We start from the raw sequence: 19265 nt of genomic DNA on the forward strand, positions 1-19265 counted from the left end.
GATAAAAAATTTCCATGTGGAATTTAATGAAAGACGCTCCCCTGTCGCCTTGTAGGGGTGAGGGCAAGAAATTACCTGCCGCTCGACGAATTCACTTACCAGGAGCAATACAATGCTGAGCCTTCACACCAACAACGCATCGCTGTCCGCACAGAACTCGATCGCCAAGACCCAATCGCAACTGTCGACCTCGATGACCCGCCTGTCGACCGGCTACCGCATCAACTCGGCAATGGACGACGCTGCCGGCCTGCAGATCGCTACCCGCCTGAAAGCACAGACCAGCGGCATGACGGTCGCCATGAGCAACACGCAAAACAGCACCTCGATGCTGCAAACGGCTGAAGGCGCGTTCGGTGAAGTCACCAACATGCTGGTGCGCATGAAAGATCTGGCCACGCAAGCTGCCGATGCTTCGTCGAACACGGCCGACAAGACCGCCATGCAAGCCGAATACGACGCACTGGGCCTGGAACTGTACAACGTGATGACCAATACCACGTTCGGCGGCCAGAATCTGCTGGGCGACGGCACGACCGGCAAGGGCACCCTGTCGGAAGCCAAGATGACCTTCCAGATCGGCGCCGCCAAGTCGGAAACCATGGATTTCACCGTGCAAGCAGGCATGGTCACGCTGGACGGCGCGCTGAAAGGCCTGTCCGCCAACAACTTCAAGGCAACCAGCGCCGGCGTCGGCACGGAACTGACCGGCACGGCAAACGCCACGATCGACCTGCTGAAAAATGCCATCGACAATGTCGGCACGATCCGCTCGTCCCTGGGCGCCGCCGCCAACCGCCTCGACCACGTCAACAGCAACCTGTCGAACATCGCCACCAACACCAAGGCCGCTACCGGCCGCATCATGGACGTTGACTTCGCCACCGAAAGCTCGAACATGACCTCGTCGCAAATGCTGCTGCAAGCCGGCACCGCGATGCTAAAACAAAGCAACAGCATGTCCTCGATGGTCATGTCCTTGCTGCAATAATCTTTGCCGGGCCGCTTGCGGCCAGCAACGCCAAGCCAGACTGCGGTCTGGCTTTTTTTATGCGCGAAACGTATTTATTTGACTATATTGCCTTTCGATTTAACAATGCGGACGGCGCAGTCGCCTATACAAGGTAGACCCGATTCACCCTCACCGCCCACCGGAGCCGCCTTGTGCTGAGCATTCACACCAATATCGCCGCAATGTACGCCCAAAGCGCCGCCGCCAGTGCGCAAAGCCGGCTGGCGACGTCGATGCAGCGCCTGTCCACCGGTTTTCGCATCAACTCGGCCATGGACGATGCCGCCGGCTTGCAGATCGCCACGCGCCTCAGTGCCCAGGTCAGCGGCATGACGGTGGCCATGCGCAACACGCAGAACAGCACCTCGATGCTGCAGACGGCCGAAGGCGCGTTTGGCGAAGTCACCGACATGCTGGTGCGCATGAAAGACCTGGCCACGCAGGCGGCCGACGCTTCGTCCAACCAGACCGACCGCGACGCCATGCAGTCCGAATACGATGCGCTGGGGCTCGAGCTGTACAACGTCATGACCAACACTTCCTACGGCGGCGGCTTGCTGCTGGGCAACGGCAGTGCCGGCAAGGGCACCTTGTCGGAGGCGATGACCTTCCAGATCGGCGCCAGCAGCAGTGAAACCATGCAGTTCGACGTGTCAGGCAAGATGGGCGGCCTGGACACCTTGCTGAAAGCCATTTCGGCCAACTTTGCCGCCAGCGGCACGGCCGGCAGCGAAATCGGCACGAATGGCAGCGCCAACAACATGATCGACCAGCTGGCGGCAGCGCTCGACCAGGTCGGCGGCGTGCGCTCGGCCTTGGGCGCGGCGGCCAACCGCCTCGACCACGTGCACAACAACCTGGCCAACATGGTCACCAATACCAAGGCCGCCATCGGCCGCATCATGGATGTCGATTACGCGGCGGAAAGCGCCAACATGGTGTCGGCACAAATGTTGCTGCAGGCGAGCACGGCGATGCTCAAGCAAAGCCAGAGCATGCAGAAAATGATACTGTCCCTGTTGCAGCCATGATGGCTGATACCGCCTGATTCACCGGCTCTTATAGACTTTCATCTGGACACAGTGACATGGCGATAGACCGCATTTCATCGGGCAACCCGGTTCCCCTGATTACCCAGCGCTTCGACGTCAGCCCCGCGACGCCGATGGTGCCGGGCGTGGTCCAGCCGCTGGTGCCCATCGGGCCCTACATGGCGCCCGCGCCCGACGCCGGCACCCTGCCCGCCCAGCTGCAACAGCAGGGACAGGACAGCCTGGCGTCCCTCATCAAGCCGAATGCCGACGGGACGGGCGGCGCCATGCCGCGCGACAGCAGCGCCATGCAAGTCAATCAACTGTTCTTCACGCGCCAGCTGGTCTGGCAGCCGCCCGACGCGGCGCAGCTGGCCGCCTCGTGGCGCGTGATGGTCAAGACGTATGGCGAACAATATGCGGCCTTGCAGGAACAGGCGCGCGGCCAGCACGTGCCGGGCAACCTGTTCATGGCCGAGCAGCAACCGGCCCTGCTGCGCGAAGGCGCCCGCCCGCCGTTGACGGTCGACAGCGAAGCGTGGCGCTTCGCCGTGTATGGCTGGGGCGGCCAGCGCCTGCTGCTGCGCGTGCTGGCCAGCGACGAGGAAGACGATGCAACGCCCAAGCGGCGCGGCAAGGTGGCGCTGCGCGTCGAACTGATCATCATCGGCATCGGCCGGGTCGTGATCCAGATGGAACCGTCCGGCGACGGCGTGCTGCTGGAGCTGGCCGCCGACGAGGAAGCCGCATTGCGCCATGTGCGCCTGGCCCTGCCCGAGATCGCCGACGCCGTGCGGCGCGCCGGCCTGCGCGTGGTGCGCTGCCGCCTGAACCGCCAGCTGCACGCGCAGCGCGTGCACGGCAATTACCCGATGCAGGCGGGCGCCGCCTCGCTGTCGCTGGCCCTGTTCCGCGCCATGGCCGAAGTGGCGCTGCTGCTGACGCAGCCGGAAGCGGAAGCGGCGGCCGATCCCGATGCGCCCGCAGCCCCCGCGGACGCGGCCGAAGAGGAAACCATCATCGTTTCGAAGGAAGTGGCGGCGCCGCTCGGTTACGACTATGGCGACGACGAAGAAGCGGCGCAAGGCCGCACCGTGCTGCTGCTGGCCGACGGCCAGGAGCACGACCTGCTGCCGCCCATCGACGAGCAGGATTGACGCAACAGAATTGATACAGCATAAAAAAACGGCGCCCGCAGCGCCGTTTTTCTTTTCATGCCAGCGTTTTATCCCACCGTGCCGATGATGCTCACTTCGCGGTTTTCCGGGATTTCGTTGTACGACAGCACATGCAGGCCCGGCGCGAACAGGCGCGCATAGCGGGCCAGCAGCGGACGGATCTGCGGCAGCACCAGCAACAACGGCGGCGTGGCCTGCTGCTTCATCTGCTCGCGCGCCACCGGCATGTTCACTTGCAGCTGCGACAGCAGGTGCGGATCGATCGGATAGTTATCCAAAGTCACCTTGCCCGCCTGGCGCGCCTGGTTCAGCGAACCGAGCAACATGTTTTCCAGTTCGCCGCCCAGGTTAAACGCCTGCATTTCCATCTTCTGGCCGAACAGGCCGCTGACGATCTGGCGTCGCAGCGCGCAGCGCACTTCGGCCGCCAGCAGGATCGGGTCCTTGGTCGTTTCCGAACTGTCGAGCAAGGTGGTAGCGATGGGCACGATATCCTTCAGTGACACATTTTCCGCCAGCAAGACGCGGAACACGCGCAGCAGCTGCGTGTGCGTGAGCGCCTTGTCCAGCGCGCCGGCGAGCTTGGGCGACAGGGCCGTCAGGCGTTCCATCATGTTCGAGACGTCTTCGTGGCGGAACAGTTCCGGCAAGTATTCGCGCACCATTTTCGACAAGTGCGTGGCGATCACGCTGGGCGCCTCGATGACCTGGTAGCCGAGACCCAGCGCATGCGCCTTCTCGCCCGGCTCGATCCACGTGACGGGCATGCCGTAGGCCGGCTCGATGCCGGGAATGCCGTCCAGCTGGCCATACACGTTCGGCGACGGGATCGCCATCAGGCGGTCGGCCTGCACTTCCGCCTGCGCCACCACGGTGCCCGACAGCACGATCGCGTATTGCGACGGCTTCAGGGCCAGGTCGTCGCGCACGCCGATATTCGGCAGCAGCAAGCCCATCGCTTCAGACAGGCTCTGGCGCACGCCCTTGACGCGCTTGTTCAACGGTTCGCCTTGCGTTTTATCAACCATGCCGACCAGTTTATAGCCTAGCATCACCATCAGCGGCTGCACGGCAGGCAGTTGCTGCCACTCCAGCTCGGCCGGGCGCTCCTCGCGCAAGGCTGCCTCGATGGCCGCCATGCCGGCCGCGTCCGGTCCCTTCACGCGCTTGGTCAAACGCCAGGCCACGAAGGCCAGCACGGCCGCAAAGGTCATGAACATGAACCACGGCATGCCCGGAATCAACGCCAGCGCCACCATCATGCCGGCCGCGCTGAAGATCACCGTCGGCGACGTCAGCACCTGGCCTGCCACTTGCTGTTCGAAGTCGCCCGAATCGCTGATGCGGGTGACCAGGATGGCGGCCGCAGCCGACAGCAGCAGCGCCGGAATCTGCGCCACCAGGCCATCGCCGATGGTCAGCAGTGCATACTGGCGGAAAGCGTCGCCGAACGACAGGTCGTGCATCAGCGAGCCGATGGCCACGCCGCCCACCATGTTGATGATCAAAATCAGGATACTGGCAACGGCGTCGCCGCGCACGAACTTCGACGCGCCGTCCATGGCGCCGTAAAAATCCGCTTCGGCGGCCACGTCCTTGCGGCGGATCTGGGCTTTTTCCTGGTTGATCAGGCCGGCGTTCAGGTCGGCATCGATGGCCATCTGCTTGCCCGGCAAGGCATCGAGGGTAAAGCGCGCGGACACTTCCGAGATACGCTCGGCGCCCTTGGTGACGACGGCGAAGTTGATAATCATCAAGATCACGAAGACCACGATACCGACGACGAAGTTGCCGCCGATCACGACGTTACCAAACGCCTCGATCACCTTACCGGCCGCATCCGCGCCCGTGTGGCCGTGCAGCAGCACCACGCGCGTGGACGCCACGTTCAGGGTCAGCCTGAGCATGGTGGTGGCCAGGATCACCGTCGGGAAGACGGAGAAATCGAGCGGCCGCTTGGCCGACACGCTGACGAGGATGACGATCAGTGCCAGCACGATATTGAAAGTGAACAAGATATCGAGCAGCACCGGCGGCAGCGGCAGGATGATCATTGCCAGGATCACCAGCAGGAACAGCGGCGTGGCGAACTTGTGGCGGCGCATTTCGGCAACCAACCGGTTCAGGAAATTCATGAAGGTACTACCTCGCTCAAATGAGATGGCACGACCACCTCGGTGGGAAATGGGGGCTGGGCAGCGCGCTGCCCAGAACGGAATGCTTTCAGCTGCAGGATGTAGTTGAGCACCTGCGACACGGCCTGGTACAACTGCACGGGAATCTGCTGCTGCACCTGGCTGGTGTTGTAGATGGCGCGCGCCAGCGGCGGCAACTCCAGCGTTTCAATATCGTGTTCCTTCGCCACTTGCCGGATATACAGCGCCATCTCGTCGACGCCCTTGGCAACGACAAACGGCGCCTCGGCGCGGTCCTGGTCATACTTCAATGCAACGGCGTAATGCTCGGGATTGACGATCACCACGTCGGCGTCGGGCACGGTCTTGCGCACGCTGCGCCGGCCGATCTGCTGCTGCAGCTGGCGGATGCGCTGGCGCACTTCGGGACGCCCTTCGCTGCTTTTATGTTCTTCCTTGACATCCTGCTTGCTCATGCGCTGGTTGCGGGCAAAGAAAAACGCCTGCGCCGGCACGTCGATGATGGCAAACAGGACAAAGACGGAAATGAGCGCCATCAAGCCGTCGAGCATCAGCGCCGAGCCGTCGAGCATGGCCTGCTGCAGGGGCCGGTGTTGCAAATCCACATACTGCGTCAGGCTGGAGCGGCTCACATGCACGAGCACCATGCCCAGCACGGCGGCCTTGGCGATGGACAGGCCGAATTCAAAAGCATGCTTGGGCGCAAACAGACGGCCCAGGTTCTTGGCCGGGCTCAGGCGCTCCATCTTCGGCATCCAGTTCTTCGTGCTGATGACCCAGCCGCCAGGGATCAAGGAGCCGAGCACGACGAACAGGGGCACGCAAAACAGCGGCACGATCATCTTGATCAGCAAGCCCACCGACGTCGTAAACGCCATCGACATGGCATTTTCCAGCGCGCCCTTGCTGTCGAGCGGCATGAAAGCCATAGCGAACAGCTCGCGAAAGCTCAGCAGATAGCTTGGCAGCAGGTAAATGAAGACCTTCATGCTGATCAGGATGCCCAGCGCCGTCGACAGGTCGCGCGAACGCACCACCTGCCCTTCCTGGCGCGATTTCTTCAGCTTTTGCTGTGACGCCTTTTCTGTCTTGTCGCCCGTGCTGCTATCCGCCATGCGCCACACCTTTCCGCACGTGCCCTGCAAGCGTAGCGAGCAAGTTCAATGCCGGGTTGAGTAGCGCAGCTGTACGGAGGTACGGCGAGCAACGGATGCCCGGAAGTGGACTGCGCAGCAGCTTGTCGGCACGTGCGCTATCCATGGGCCACCCGCATCTGTTCGGCGATCATTTCCAGCACGCGATTCGTCATGGCGATGTAGTGCTCGGGGATAAAGCGCACGATCTGCCCCAGCATCAGCAGGCCGAACACGGTGATCATGGAAAAACCCAGCGAAAACAGGTTCAGCGACGGCGCCACCCGGTTCAGGAAGCCAAAGCCCAGCTGCACCACCATGGTGGAAAAGACGATGGGCAAGGCCAGCAGCATGGCGGCGGCGAAAATCCACGCCACGTTATACGCCACCGTCTGCAGCAGCAGCGGTCCGTAGCCCTGCCCCACGGGCCAGGCCGTGAAACTGGCGCCGATCACGCCCGTCAGCACGAGGTGGCCGTCGATGGCGAAAAACACGATCATGCACATGATGGTGAGCATCCCCGTGATCACGTCCGACGAGGTGCCATTGAGCGGGTCGTTCATCACGGCCATGGAAAAGCCCACCTGGCTCGACACCAGGTAACCGAGCACCGACATGACGGACATGGCGAAGTGGAAGGCCAGGCCGAGGACGAAGCCGATGATGGCCTGCTCCAGGGTGGCGACGGCGGCGTGCAGGGAAAACGGATCGATCTTCAGCAAGTCCTGCGAGATGCCCGACGCCTGCATCACGGGCAGCATCAGGATCGCCAGCACCAGCGACAGCAGCACCCGCACGGGGACGGGCACCATGGCGTCGCCGATCACGGGCGAGGCGCTGAGCATGGCCAGGATGCGGCAGAACGGCCACCACACGGCCAGCAGAAACGGCAGCACCTGATTGAAAATCTGATCCATGGCGCGCGGCGCTATCCGACCAGGGTGGCGGCGCGCTGAAAAATGGACACGCAATAATCCATCAGGTAACCGGCCATCCAGCGGCCGGCCAGGATCAGGGCCAGCAGGGTGACCAGCAGGCGCGGCAGGAAACTCATGGTCTGTTCATTGATCGAGGTGGCCGCCTGCACCAGCGCGACCAGCAGGCCCATGAGCAATCCGGGCACGACCAGGATCACCACCAGCAGCATCACGACGTGCAGCGCTTCGATGATCAGGTCGACGGCGACTTCAGGGGTAAACATGGATCAATAGCCCTGTATGCTGGTAACGAGCGTGTTGACGGTCAGGGTCCAGCCGTCGACGAGCACGAACAGCAGCAGCTTGAACGGCAGCGAAATCACCAGCGGCGAGAGCATCATCATGCCCATGGCCATCAGCACGGACGCCACCACCAGATCGATGATGAGGAACGGTATGAACAGCATGCAGCCGATCTGAAACGCCGTCTTGAGTTCGGACAACACAAACGCGGCCAGCTTGACCGTGAAACTGTGGTCTTGCGGGCGCATGGTCGACGGTTCGCCGGCCAGGTGCGCGATCTGCGCCAGCGCGGCCTTGCTCGTCTGCGCCAGCATGAAGCGCGAAATCGGCACTTCGGCGATCTTCAGCGCTTCCTGCATGCCGATCTGGTCGCGGTCGTAAGGCACGAACGCTTCCTTCCACACCTGGTCGCCGATGGGGCGCATGACCAGCAGGGTGAGGATCAGGGCGATGCCCGTGACGATGCGGTTGGGCAAGCCCTGCTGCAGGCCCAGGGCCTGGCGCAGCAGGGACAGCACGATGACGAAGCGGGTAAAGCTGGTCATCATCATGACCATCACGGGCAGCAGCCCGAGCAGGGTCATGACGACGAGGATCTGCATCTTCACCGACAGGTCGGTCTTCGCGCCCGGCACCACGCCGGACAGCAGGTCCTGCGCGCCAGCGGCGTTGCAGCACAGCATCAGAACGGGAACAGCCAGCGCGGCAGCCAGCGCGCCGCGGCGCCGGCTCAAGCCGGGTACCGCCAGCTTCATGCTGTCATCAGGTCGAGATTGAGGCCGTCGAGGTCGATGACTTTCAGGCCATAGTTCTCGCCGGCCACCACCACTTCGGCACGGCCGATCGGCGTGCCGTTGACCTTGATCACCAGCGGTTCGCCGGCCAGCATGTCGAGTTCGATCACGCTTTCCGGGCCGATGGCCATCAATTCTTCCAGCGAAATGCGGGCCGAGCCCACTTCCAGGGTCAGGGTGACGGGAATCTTGCGCATCATCTGCGGAATGTCGCGCCGCGCGCGGCCGCTGGCCACGTCGGACACGTCGCCCTGGTCGATGATCATGTCATCGCCCAGGTCTTCCAGCAGGGTTTCGCTCTGGTTGGTATCGGTCATATTCATATTATTCGACATCTTCAAAGGAGGTTAAACAGAGCTTGCCCTTGTGTTCGGAAACAGCAGCTGTAAAGAGACGGGAGTCGTCGAGCATGACGTCGGTGCGGCTGAGGCTAACGGGAATCACGTCGCCCACGCGCAAGTCGAACAAGGCGCCCAGCTGCACCTGTTTGCTGACGAGCCGGCCTTCCAGGGTCACTTGCAGGCGCGACGCGAGCGGACGCACGCTGCCGCGCAAGGCTTTCTTCGCCTGCGCGCGCTCGGGCAGCAAGCCGCGCAGCACGTCGGCCATCAGGCGCTTGTCCAGCGAGAACCAGAACTGGCCGCTCTGCCCCGCCTCGACGTCGCTGAGCGCCACCGTGACGATCCAGCTGCCACGCACCGGATGCACGCCCGACTGCGCGGCGACCTCGGCACTGGTGTCGATGTCGCTGCTTTTGCCCAGGGTTTGCAGGTTCTTGTGCACGCGGGAGAACAAACTGTTCACCAACTGTTGTCCAAGCACCACAGCGAGACGCTCTTCCGTGGCCGTCACGCGCACCTGCGCCGGATCGGGCAGCGCGCCCTTGGCGCCGGCACTACCATAGCGATAGTTCAGCACGCTCAAGAGTATCTGCCGTTCGAGGGCAAAGCCCGTCTGGCTGGCCGGCGTGGAGAAACTCAGCCAGCGGTTCACGCTGTCCTCGTTTTCCACGCGCGACAAGGTCACGGCATCGATCTGGAAATTCCCCCAGTAGCGGCGACTCATCGGCTGGCGCAGGGCCACGGCCAGGTCGTCGCGCAGCTGGGCGCCGAATACATGCAGCAAATGGACAGGACGTCCAAGCAGACAGGAATCGAGGACTTGATGGCGCACAGTTTGATCTGTCTTGGTAAGGATTGTCATGTAGTGGTCATGTCGGTATTGCGGTGGCAGAACAAATTATACGGATCGCCCGAAATTAAATACAGCATCATCTTGACCTGGCGTACCGGTCTGCAAGCAAACGATTGCGCATCGTATCGCATGCTGGATGACTACGGTGCTGAACAATACATGAAAAAGCTAAATATTGCCATGTATCAATATTCCTTGAGGCAATCCTCTCTTTACTTTATAGTTGCCGCGAGGTAAGCTTATAGCGACAAAATATAGATTTGCAGTGCGCCATTCCGCTTACCTGATTCCGGTTTTTATGGCAGTTTCCAGTCCCGCTTATTGCCACCAGAAGAAACTTTTATCAGATAATTATTAGTTGTCATGGCCATGTGAATCACGTCGGCGCAGGTCTGCCGGGTTTGTTTGAATCTGCTTGAGCGGATGGTGTGGCAACTGATAAAACTGATGGGCCCTGTAAGCGGGCCGGGCAAGATGGCGCGGGATGTCATGCCTGCCGGAATGGCAACACCAGTAATTTCTGATTGATACGTCACCGCATATTGAAAGTAGAGGGCACGATGAGCAACGAACTCGCAGGTCTGATCAAGGCCGATCTGGCAGCACTGAGCAATGACGCGCGCGCCCTGGGCGCCAGCATCGCGCCCGCCGCCCAGTTCGGCGCGCCGGAACAATCCGGCTTCTCCTTTGCGCAAAGCATGAAAGACGCCATCGGCAAGGTCAACGGCGATGACCGCATGGCGGCGCAGAAAATGAGCGACGTCGACAGCGGCAAGAGCGACGACATGGTCGGCGCCATGCTGGCCAGCCAGGAAGCGAGCCTGTCCTTCTCCATGTTGATGCAAGTGCGCAACAAGGTCATGGGCGCCGTCGACGAACTCATCAAACTGCCTCTGTAATCTTCACGTCCTGATCCACGCCCAGCCTCCCAGCGAAAGTTACCCCAAGTGATTACCCCCATGAAGTCCGCATTTGCGCGCTGGCGCCTTGGTGCCCAGCCCGCCATCCCGCCCGCCCTGCTGAAAAACCTGGTTCCCATCGTCGTGCTAGCCATCGGCATCACCGCCATGGTGACCATGTATGCCTGGCGCGACCAGGCCAACTACAAGCCGGTGTTTGGCGCGCGCGAAAAAGTGGCCGTGACGGACATGATGGCCACGCTGGACGCCGAACACATCCCCTACCGCCTGCATCCGGACAGCGGCCAGGTGCTGGTGCCCGACGCCATGCTGGGCAAGGTGCGCATGCTGCTCGCCTCGAAGGGCGTGACGGCGCAACTGCCGGCCGGCCTGGAGCTGATGGACAAGAATGACCCGCTGGGCGTATCGCAATTCGTGCAGGACGTGCGCTTCCGCCGCGGCCTGGAAGGCGAACTGGCGCAAAGCATCATGACGATGGACGCAATCGCTTCGGCGCGCGTCCATCTGTCGATTGCGAAGTCGACATCGTTCGTCGCCAGCGACGGCGACAAATCGTCCGCCTCGATCGTCGTGGCGCTGAAACCGGGCCGCACCCTGGCGCCGGAACAGATCGCCGCCGTCATCAACATGGTGGCCGGCAGCGTCGCCAGCCTGGCTCCAACGCGCGTGAGCCTGGTCGACCAGGGCGGCAACCTGCTGTCTGCGCACGTCGACCTGACGGACGGCTTCGACGCCTCGGCCGCCGGCAATGAAGGCGCGAAACGTTTCCAGGATGAAATCCGCCGCAACGTCACGGGCTTGCTCGGTCCCGTCATCGGCGAAGACAACTTCAAGCTCAGCGTGACGGCCGCCGTGAACAACGACCGCGTGGACGAAACGCTGGAAAAATACGGCGAAGCCCCGAAAGTGACGAGCGAAGCGATGCGCGAAGAGCAGGAACGCAACCGCACCGTGGCCGGCATTCCCGGCAGTCTGTCGAACCGTCCGCCGGCGGCTGCCGTGCCGGCACCGGCCGACGCCGCCGGCGCCGCACCCGCCGACGGCGCGCCGAAACCGTCCGACGACGGCACGGCCCGCAAGAACGCCACCACGCGCCAGTACGCCTACGACCGCAGCATCACGCAGATCAAGCGCAGCCGTGGCCGCCTGGAAAAACTCAGCGTCGCCGTGGTCCTCAACAGCGCCGCCGCACCGAACCCGAAAACGGGCTGGACTCCTGCCGAACTGGGCAATATTGAAAAAATGCTCAACAGCGGCCTGGGCATCAACGCCCAGCGCGGCGACAGCCTGAGCCTGACGGCGCTGGCCTTCCCCGCCAAGCCGCCCGTGGCGCAGTGGTGGGAAGAGCGCGATACCGTCGTCGATTTCAGCAGCTGGCTGCTGTACGCACTGGGCGCCATCCTCGGCTACTTCCTGATCCTGCGTCCGCTGCTGCGCCTGCTGACCACGCGCCTGGCGCCGCCGGCACTGAAACAGCTCGACCCTGCCCTGGCGCTGGGCGGCAGCGCCGCCGCCGGCGCCAACGGCGCGGCCGTTGCCGGCGCGCCTGCCCTGGGCGTGAATGGCACACCGCTGGCGCTCGAAGGCGAAGCCGCCGGCGGCAGCATGCCGGTCGTGCCGCTGCTGGAAAACTATGACTTGCCGCCACCTGGCTCGGCGGTCGACGTGATGGTCGACCACCTGAAAGTGCTGGCTGAAAAAGAACCCGAGCGTGTCGCCGAAGTCGTCAAACAATGGATGCAGAAAAATGGCCGAACTCAACAACAATAATCCCTCCGACGGCGCCGAATACGAAAGCGCCAGCCTGAACCCCGTGGAACAGGCTGCCATCGTGCTGCTGAGCATAGGCGAAGAACAGGCGGCCAACGTGCTGCGCTGCCTGTCGCGCGAAGAATTGCTGGAAGTCACGCAAGTGATGTCGCGCATGAGCGGCATCAAGGTCGAATCCGTGAAAACGGCCATGCAGACCTTCTTCGACGACTACCGCCAGCAAAGCGGCGTGCACGGCGCCTCGCGCAGCTACCTGAAGCGTTCGCTGGACATGGCGCTGGGCAGCGATATCGCAAATAGCGTGCTGAACAACATTTACGGCGATGCGATCCGCCCCAAGATGGCGCGCCTGCAGTGGGCTTCGCCAAAATGGCTGGCCGAATACATCGTCAATGAACACGTGCAGATGCAAGCCGTGTTCCTGGCCTTCCTGCCGCCCGCGCTGGCCGGCCAGATCCTCGACGCCCTGCCCGTCGAAGGCCGCGATCTGGTCTTGCTGAACCTGGCGCGCCTGGACGAGATCGACCGCGACCTGCTGGTCGAGCTCGACGAACTGGTGGGCCGCTGCCTGGGCACGCTCGACACGCAAAGCACCAGCGTGGAAGGCATCCGCCAGGCGGCCGAGATTCTCAACCGCATGCCGGGCAACCGCGCCGCGCTGGTCGAACTGCTGCGCGCGCACGACCCGGAAGTGGTGTCGGAAATCGAACTGAGCATGTACGACTTCCTGATCCTGGCCACGCAGAGCGATGTCACGCTCACGCGCATCCTGGAAGACGTGCCGATGGAACAGTGGGCCATCGCGCTCAAGGGTGCGGAACCGTCGATCCGCGACGCCGTGCTGAAAACCATGCCGCGCCGCCAGGCGCAGAGCTTCGAAGACATGATGCGCCGTTCCGGCCCCGTGCCTTTGAGCCGTATCGAACAAACGCGCCAGGAAATCATGGCCACCGTCAAGGGCCTCGCCGATGCGGGCGAGATCGAAGTGCAACTGTTTGCCGAAGCGGTGATCGAATGAAACACTTCCGCTCGTATCGTTTCCCGCCCCTGTCGCAATTCATCGCCGCCGGCCAGCGTGCCTCCAACGAGGACACGGACGGCCAGTGGCAGGCGTCCGTCTCGGAAGGCTTCGAGCAGGGCCAGCGCGACGGCTACGAAGTGGGCCTGGTGCAAGGCCAGCAGGACGGCTACGACTCCGGACGCAGCGACGGCATGGCGCAGGGCCGCGAAGAAGGCCGCAATGAAACCCTGGTGGCGCTGGACCGCCTGGCGCGCCCCGTCGACGCCATCCTGCGCGACCTGAAAAAAGTGCGCGCCGATTACCGCGAAGCGCAGCGCAAGGAAGTGGTCGACCTGGTGGCCAAGGTGGCGCGCCAGGTGATCCGCGCGGAACTGGCGCTGCAGCCGGTGCAGTTGCTGGCCCTGGTCGACGAGACCCTGGCCTCGATGCCGCCCACGCGCGAGGAAATCGACGTGTTCCTCAATCCGGAAGAACTCAAACGCATCAGCGAACTCGATCCGAAGCGCGCCAAGCGCTGGAACCTGATCGCCGACGCGCGCCTCGACGCGGGCGAATGCCGCATCAAGGCGGGCGACAATGAAGTCGACGCGGGCTGCCATCAGCGCCTGTCGGCCTGCATGGAGCAAGTCAGCAGCCACCTGGCGCTGGCCGCCGAACACGCAGACCAGGGCGCGCCTGCATGATCGCCGACACGCTGCGCAGTTTCGAGATCGGAGATATCCCGGTCGCGACACCCACCGGCCGCCTGGTCGGCGCGTCCGGCCTGCTGCTGGAAAGCGCCGGCTGCCGCCTGCACACGGGCCAGCGTTGTCAAATTGAAACTGTGAGCGGCGAGTGGCTCGATGCGCAAGTCGTCGGTTTTCGCGAAAAACTGTCCTACCTGATGCCGTTCAAGAAGGCCACGGGCCTGACCACCGGCGCCAGGGTTCTGCCCTTGCCCGACAAGGCCAGCCTGCAGATCGGCCCGTCGTGGCTGGGCCGCATGGTGAATGGCCTGGGCGAGCCGATCGACGACCTGGGCCGCCTCGGTGGCGAACACATCCTGGAAGTCACGCCGCCGAAGATCAATCCCCTGAAGAAACAACCGGTGGTCGAACCGCTGGACGTGGGCGTGCGCGCCATCAACAGCATGCTGACCCTGGGCAAGGGCCAGCGCGTGGGCCTGATGGCCGGTTCCGGCGTGGGCAAGAGCGTGCTGCTGGGCCTGATCACGCGCCAGACGGTGGCCGATGTCGTCGTCGTCGGCCTGATCGGCGAACGGGGCCGCGAAGTGCGCGAATTCGTGGAAAAGTCGCTGGGCGCCGAAGGCTTGAAAAAAGCCGTGCTGGTGATCGCACCGGCCGATGAGTCGCCCCTGATGCGCATCATGGCCACCGAGCTGTGCCATTCGATCGCCGCCCATTACCGCGACCAGGGCAAGCACGTGCTGCTGCTGGTCGATTCGCTGACGCGCTATGCGATGGCCTTGCGCGAAGTGGCGCTGGCCCTGGGCGAGCCGCCGGCCACGCGCGGCTACCCGCCGTCCGTCTTTTCGAACTTGCCGCAACTGGTGGAAAGCGCCGGCAACGGCGCCCACCCGGAAGGCAGCATGAGCGCCATCTACACGGTGCTGGCCGAAGGCGACGACCAGCAGGATCCCGTGGTCGACACGGCGCGCGCGATTCTCGACGGCCATATCGTGCTCACGCGCGAACTGGCCGAGCGGGGCCACTACCCCGCCATCGACATCGCCGCCTCGATCAGCCGCTGCATGGCGCAGGTGATCACGCCCAGCCACATGCAGGCGGCGCGCGCGCTGAAAGCGTCGATGGCGCGCCATGCGCGCGTGCGCGACCTGATCCCGCTGGGCGCCTACGTGCCCGGCGCCGACCCGATCACCGACCGCGCCGTCCAGCTGCACGCGCCCATCGAAGCCTTCCTGTGCCAGGGCACCAAGGAAGAGGCGCCGATGGGGCCGTGCATCGAACAACTTGAACAGATCATGGCCTAGGAGCATACGTGAGCGACGCGCATACCATCCGCAACCTGACCACCCTGGTCGGCCTGCGCAGCACCGAAGTGGAACGCCTGCAAGGCGAAATGGCGGCGCAGACGGCCGTGCGCGAGCGCTACCAGAAAAACCTGGAACGTCTGACGGGCCTGTACACGGATAGCGGCCCCAGCGGCGCCCTGCCCCTGGCCCTGTCCGTCAACTGCGGCAACTTCAAGCAAGCCGTCATGCAGATGGCCGACCAGCACCGTACCGATCTGCATTTGCACGAAGCCAACATGGCCGTTTCGCAACGCGCGCTCAATACGGCCTGGGCCAAGCGTGAAGTGCTGGACCAGGTCCTCACGCAGAAACAAAAGTATGTTGCAAACGAGCAACAACGTGTCGATGCCAAGCGGCAAGACGAGCTGGCGACGCAATTCTGGTTCCGCGGGCAGGTAAAATGAGGTTTGTGTAAGTTTCTTTCAGGAAAACTTCACAAAACGGGAATGGGGGTCGCCTTGTACCGGTATATCCCTTTATTCAGGAGTCTGGCATGGCAAGCGTAATTACTGCACCGCAATACGATCCGATCCCAACGGCCGAAAAACTGGCTACCAAGGCTATCGCCGCGCAAAAGGCCGCCCTGCAGGCGCAGAACACGCTGGCCAGCAACACCAGCACGGCGCTGGGCAACCTGAAGTCGGCCATCTCCGCCTTCCAGAGCGCCATGTCGTCCATGACCAGCAGCAAATCGGTGCTGAGCCAGTCCGCCACCTTCCCCGCCGCCGGTTACGGCACGGCCACGGCCGGCATCAATGCGACGCCGGGCACCTATTCCTTTTTTGTTGAAAAACTGGCCACGGCCAGCCAGATGTCGTATGGCGGCTTGAGCAACGTCAATACCGCCGATGGCACGGGTACGCTGAAAGTGAAAATCGGCGATGGCGTGGGCGACAACACGCTCAACATCGACCTGGCCGCCGCCGACAAGGATGGCAACGGCACACTGACACCGCAGGAAATCGCTGCCGCCATCAACGGCAACAGCAAGAACAATTCGCGCGTCACCGCCTCCATCGTGACCATCAATAACCAGGCGCAACTGGTACTGACGTCGAATGCGACGGGCATTGCCAACGCCGCCACGCTCGACGCCAGCGCTGTCGACAATATCGCGCTGAAAGGCGCGCTGATCGCTCCAGCCAACATCAAGGAAGTCGTCAAGGCTGACGACGCCATCGTCTGGCTGGGCGGCAAACCCGGCGGCACGGCCATCACGCAGGCATCGAATACATTCACCAACGTGCAGGACGTGAAAATCACGTTCACCCGCGCCATGAGTGCCGCCGAAGCGCCCGTCACACTGACCGTCGCCACCGACAACTCCGGCACCGCCGCCAACGTGCAGGCGTTCGTCGATGCCTACAACAAGCTGAAAACCCTGATGGATGGCCTGGCCAGCCCCGGCAATCCGGAAAAGAACATCGCCGCGGGCATCTTCGCCCATGATTCCGGTCTGAATGCCTTGCGCAGCAGCATGGGCGACGCCCTGCGCCTGAACATCAATGGCGTCTCGCTCGTGTCCTACGGCATTACGGCCCAGCGCGACGGCACCATCAGCCTCAACGCCGCCAAGCTGACGGCCAAGCTGGCCGACAACCCGACGGGCCTGGACAAGCTTTTTGGCAACAACAGCCTGTCCGCCCCGGCCGGCGTGCTCGGCAGCCTGGACAAGGTACTGGGCCAGTGGAGCAATGTCACCAAGGGCCAGATCACCCAGCGCCAGGCCGCCACGGACAAGCTGCAGAAAAGCCTGGTCAAGAGCGGCGAGCGCCTCACGGCCCAATATGACACGGCATACAAACGCTTCCTCGATCAATTTACGCGTCTGCAAGTATTGCAGGAGCAAATGAGCAAGACGTCCGATATGTTCGATGCCATGTTTAGCAACAATAAATCCTAAGGCGGATGCGCCTGCCGCGCCGCCACAGTTAACATAGCGAGAATACAATCATGTTAAACAATGAAGCTTACGGCAACTACCACGCCGTCAACCTGGATGCCCAGACCGCCCGCGCAACACCGGTCGAACTGGTACTGGTGCTGACGGACGGCCTGCTGGAAGAACTGGCGCGCGCGCGCGGGCATATCGTGGGCAAGCGCTACGAACAAAAGGCCATCAGCCTGGATAAATGCACGCAGATCATCAACGGTCTGTCGAGCTCGCTCGATTTCGACAATGGCGGCGAAGTGGTCGTCAACCTGGCGCGCCTGTACGACTATTGCGTGGCGCGCCTGTACACGGCCGGCATCAAGCTCGACCCAACCCTGATCGACGAAGTGACGACCTTGATGACCACCATCAAGCGCGGCTGGGTGGGCGTCCAGGCCAACAATGCCTAGGCGCGCCGCGCTGCAGCAGCTGAGCCGGCAATTGAGCGCGGCCATCGCGCAGCCGGACTGGGAGGCGATGGAAAAACTCTCGGCCAGCCTGGCGAAAAACATCCCGCTGCTGGCTGAACGGGGCGCATGGAATGCGCTGGAACAAACAGAATTGTTGCAATTGCGCAAAATTCACGCGCAAGCGGTTAAAATTTGCTCTGAGGAAAAAGAACGCCTGGGGTTACACCTGGGTGCATTACAGGCAAATAAGGAAGGTTGGGTCGCCTACGCCGCGCTCGGCGAATACGACTCGGACGGGAATCAAGCATGATCATGAACTTCAACACGGCGCCGGCCGCTCCGGCACCGGCGGCCTCCGCTGCATCCGCACCGGCGCCAGCGCCGGCACAGACCGCTGCCTTGCCCGGCACGCCAGGCTATGGCAGCACCGCAACGGCGCCCTCCGCCCTGCCCCTGTTTGCGCAGGTGCTCGATGTGACCGCCGTGGAAACGGCCGACGCCGGCACGCCCGCGCCTGCACCCGCCAAGGACGGTGACAGCGACACCCAGGCCGACAGCAGCCTGCCGGCCATGGCCGCCCCCGTCATCGGCTTGCCGGTGACGATGCTGCCGCCAACGGACGCGGCCGCAGCCGAGGCGCGCGCCGCAGCCCAGACACAAACACAGACACCGGTGCAGGCGAATGCGGCGCAAGCCAACCCTGCACTCAACATCAGCCTGCATCCCGCGGCCGTCACCCTCACCGCGTCCGCGCCGGCAATGGCGCCAGCGCCAGGGCGCGACACGCGCGAACCGCTGGCCGCCGCCAACCCGGCGACCGCCGCCAAGGGCAGCGCGCCGGCACAGCCATTCGAAGCGCTGCTGCAACAGGGCGCTCCCGTGACGGCCGCCGCCGCCCCTGCCGCGCGCGAGGGCGAACGCGGCGCCGCGACGCCGGCACCCGCCACGCCCAACCTGGGTTTGACGGGCGCGGTCGGCAATACGGCCCCGGCGGCTCCGTCCGGCGATACCATCAAGCTCAACGGCCCTGCCCAGCAATGGCAGGAACCGCTGCGCGAAGCGCTGGGCGAACGCCTGCAGACGCAGATCGGCCGCAACAGCGAACACGCGACAATCCGCCTCGACCCGCCCATGCTGGGCCGCATTGAAATTTCCATCCGCCACACGGCTGGCGCGCTGCAGGTGAACGTCACGGCGTCGAACTCGGAAGTGTTGCGCCAGCTGCAAGGCATCGGCGAAAACATGCGCAGCGACCTGGCGCAGCGCCAGTACACCGAGGTGGCCGTGAATATCAGCGCCACCCCGCGCAGCCCCGCCGCCCAGGCGTTTGCCGAAGGCGATGCGCGCGGCCAGCGTCAACCGGGCCGCCAGAACGACGACGCGGAACCGGGGCGCGCCCTGTCCGACGGCAGCCCTGCCGGTACCACTTACGCCATGCATGAGCGAGAGACTGCCTGATGA

20 protein-coding genes are annotated in these 19265 nt (G+C 63.4%); 13 read left to right on the forward strand and 7 right to left on the reverse strand.

Annotated elements, in window-relative coordinates; genetic code table 11:
* The first annotated feature begins 112 nt into the window (after nt 1–112).
* From NCG91_RS07010 to NCG91_RS07020, 3 genes are all read left to right on the forward strand, one after another.
* Entirely contained in the window at nt 113–991 is an 879-nt protein-coding gene (locus tag NCG91_RS07010; RefSeq protein WP_077403203.1) for a flagellin N-terminal helical domain-containing protein, read from the forward strand.
* 173 nt (nt 992–1164) lie between these two features.
* On the forward strand, nt 1165–2043 hold the full coding sequence (locus NCG91_RS07015; protein WP_099664379.1) for a flagellin N-terminal helical domain-containing protein: 879 nt from the start codon (nt 1165–1167) through the stop codon (nt 2041–2043).
* 56 nt (nt 2044–2099) lie between these two features.
* Nucleotides 2100–3200 carry a hypothetical protein gene (locus NCG91_RS07020; RefSeq protein ID WP_251349165.1) on the forward strand — a complete coding sequence of 367 codons (1101 nt, stop codon included), beginning with the start codon at nt 2100–2102 and terminating at the stop codon, nt 3198–3200.
* A 68-nt stretch (nt 3201–3268) separates the two neighbouring features.
* Here NCG91_RS07020 and NCG91_RS07025 read toward each other — a convergent pair whose 3' ends face one another.
* The 7 genes from NCG91_RS07025 to NCG91_RS07055 form a co-directional block, all read right to left on the reverse strand.
* Entirely contained in the window at nt 3269–5356 is a 2088-nt protein-coding gene (locus NCG91_RS07025) for a flagellar biosynthesis protein FlhA (protein ID WP_251349166.1), read from the reverse strand.
* The gene (locus NCG91_RS07030) at nt 5353–6492 is read right to left on the reverse strand and encodes an EscU/YscU/HrcU family type III secretion system export apparatus switch protein (protein ID WP_077403194.1); all 1140 of its coding nucleotides are present in this window, start codon (nt 6490–6492) and stop codon (nt 5353–5355) included. The genes NCG91_RS07025 and NCG91_RS07030 overlap by 4 nt, the downstream gene beginning before the upstream one ends.
* Nucleotides 6493–6629: 137 nt before the next feature.
* Nucleotides 6630–7427, reverse strand: a complete 798-nt coding sequence (locus tag NCG91_RS07035) for a flagellar biosynthetic protein FliR (protein WP_077403190.1) — start codon at nt 7425–7427, stop codon at nt 6630–6632.
* A gap of 11 nt (nt 7428–7438) precedes the next feature.
* Nucleotides 7439–7711, reverse strand: a complete 273-nt coding sequence (locus NCG91_RS07040; protein WP_034757874.1) for a flagellar biosynthetic protein FliQ — start codon at nt 7709–7711, stop codon at nt 7439–7441.
* Nucleotides 7712–7714: 3 nt separating this feature from the next.
* Nucleotides 7715–8485: a flagellar type III secretion system pore protein FliP gene (fliP, locus tag NCG91_RS07045; RefSeq protein WP_251349167.1), complete on the reverse strand. Its 771-nt coding sequence runs from the start codon at nt 8483–8485 to the stop codon at nt 7715–7717.
* Nucleotides 8482–8847 (reverse strand): FliM/FliN family flagellar motor switch protein, encoded by a 366-nt coding sequence (locus NCG91_RS07050; RefSeq protein ID WP_077403184.1) that lies wholly within the window; start codon nt 8845–8847, stop codon nt 8482–8484. Before NCG91_RS07050 ends, fliP begins: the two co-directional genes overlap by 4 nt.
* A gap of 1 nt (nt 8848) precedes the next feature.
* Nucleotides 8849–9727: a FliM/FliN family flagellar motor switch protein gene (locus tag NCG91_RS07055; protein WP_251349168.1), complete on the reverse strand. Its 879-nt coding sequence runs from the start codon at nt 9725–9727 to the stop codon at nt 8849–8851.
* Between the two features lie 551 nt (nt 9728–10278).
* On the opposite strand from NCG91_RS07055, the gene fliE reads away from it, so the two are divergent.
* From fliE to NCG91_RS07105, 10 genes are all read left to right on the forward strand, one after another.
* Nucleotides 10279–10617, forward strand: a complete 339-nt coding sequence (fliE, locus tag NCG91_RS07060; RefSeq protein ID WP_034787870.1) for a flagellar hook-basal body complex protein FliE — start codon at nt 10279–10281, stop codon at nt 10615–10617.
* Between the two features lie 60 nt (nt 10618–10677).
* Complete coding sequence (gene fliF, locus NCG91_RS07065) at nt 10678–12408, forward strand: flagellar basal-body MS-ring/collar protein FliF (RefSeq protein WP_077403175.1); 1731 nt, start codon at nt 10678–10680, stop codon at nt 12406–12408.
* Nucleotides 12386–13426 carry a flagellar motor switch protein FliG gene (locus NCG91_RS07070; RefSeq protein WP_077403172.1) on the forward strand — a complete coding sequence of 347 codons (1041 nt, stop codon included), beginning with the start codon at nt 12386–12388 and terminating at the stop codon, nt 13424–13426. The genes fliF and NCG91_RS07070 overlap by 23 nt, the downstream gene beginning before the upstream one ends.
* Nucleotides 13423–14112: a flagellar assembly protein FliH gene (gene fliH, locus NCG91_RS07075; protein WP_077403169.1), complete on the forward strand. Its 690-nt coding sequence runs from the start codon at nt 13423–13425 to the stop codon at nt 14110–14112. Before NCG91_RS07070 ends, fliH begins: the two co-directional genes overlap by 4 nt.
* Nucleotides 14109–15419, forward strand: coding sequence for a flagellar protein export ATPase FliI (fliI, locus tag NCG91_RS07080; protein WP_251349169.1), 1311 nt, complete (start codon nt 14109–14111; stop codon nt 15417–15419). Before fliH ends, fliI begins: the two co-directional genes overlap by 4 nt.
* Before the next feature lie 8 nt (nt 15420–15427).
* Nucleotides 15428–15865, forward strand: a complete 438-nt coding sequence (locus tag NCG91_RS07085) for a flagellar export protein FliJ (RefSeq protein WP_077403163.1) — start codon at nt 15428–15430, stop codon at nt 15863–15865.
* Between the two features lie 89 nt (nt 15866–15954).
* On the forward strand, nt 15955–17364 hold the full coding sequence (fliD, locus tag NCG91_RS07090) for a flagellar filament capping protein FliD (RefSeq protein WP_099664384.1): 1410 nt from the start codon (nt 15955–15957) through the stop codon (nt 17362–17364).
* 50 nt (nt 17365–17414) lie between these two features.
* The gene (gene fliS, locus NCG91_RS07095; protein WP_070219791.1) at nt 17415–17804 is read left to right on the forward strand and encodes a flagellar export chaperone FliS; all 390 of its coding nucleotides are present in this window, start codon (nt 17415–17417) and stop codon (nt 17802–17804) included.
* 31 nt (nt 17805–17835) lie between these two features.
* Complete coding sequence (locus NCG91_RS07100) at nt 17836–18114, forward strand: hypothetical protein (RefSeq protein ID WP_251349170.1); 279 nt, start codon at nt 17836–17838, stop codon at nt 18112–18114.
* Nucleotides 18111–19262, forward strand: coding sequence for a flagellar hook-length control protein FliK (locus NCG91_RS07105; RefSeq protein WP_251349171.1), 1152 nt, complete (start codon nt 18111–18113; stop codon nt 19260–19262). The genes NCG91_RS07100 and NCG91_RS07105 overlap by 4 nt, the downstream gene beginning before the upstream one ends.
* Nucleotides 19263–19265 lie beyond the last annotated feature (3 nt).

This window comes from Janthinobacterium kumbetense (assembly GCF_023703445.1).
Lineage (GTDB): Bacteria > Pseudomonadota > Gammaproteobacteria > Burkholderiales > Burkholderiaceae_D > Janthinobacterium > Janthinobacterium kumbetense.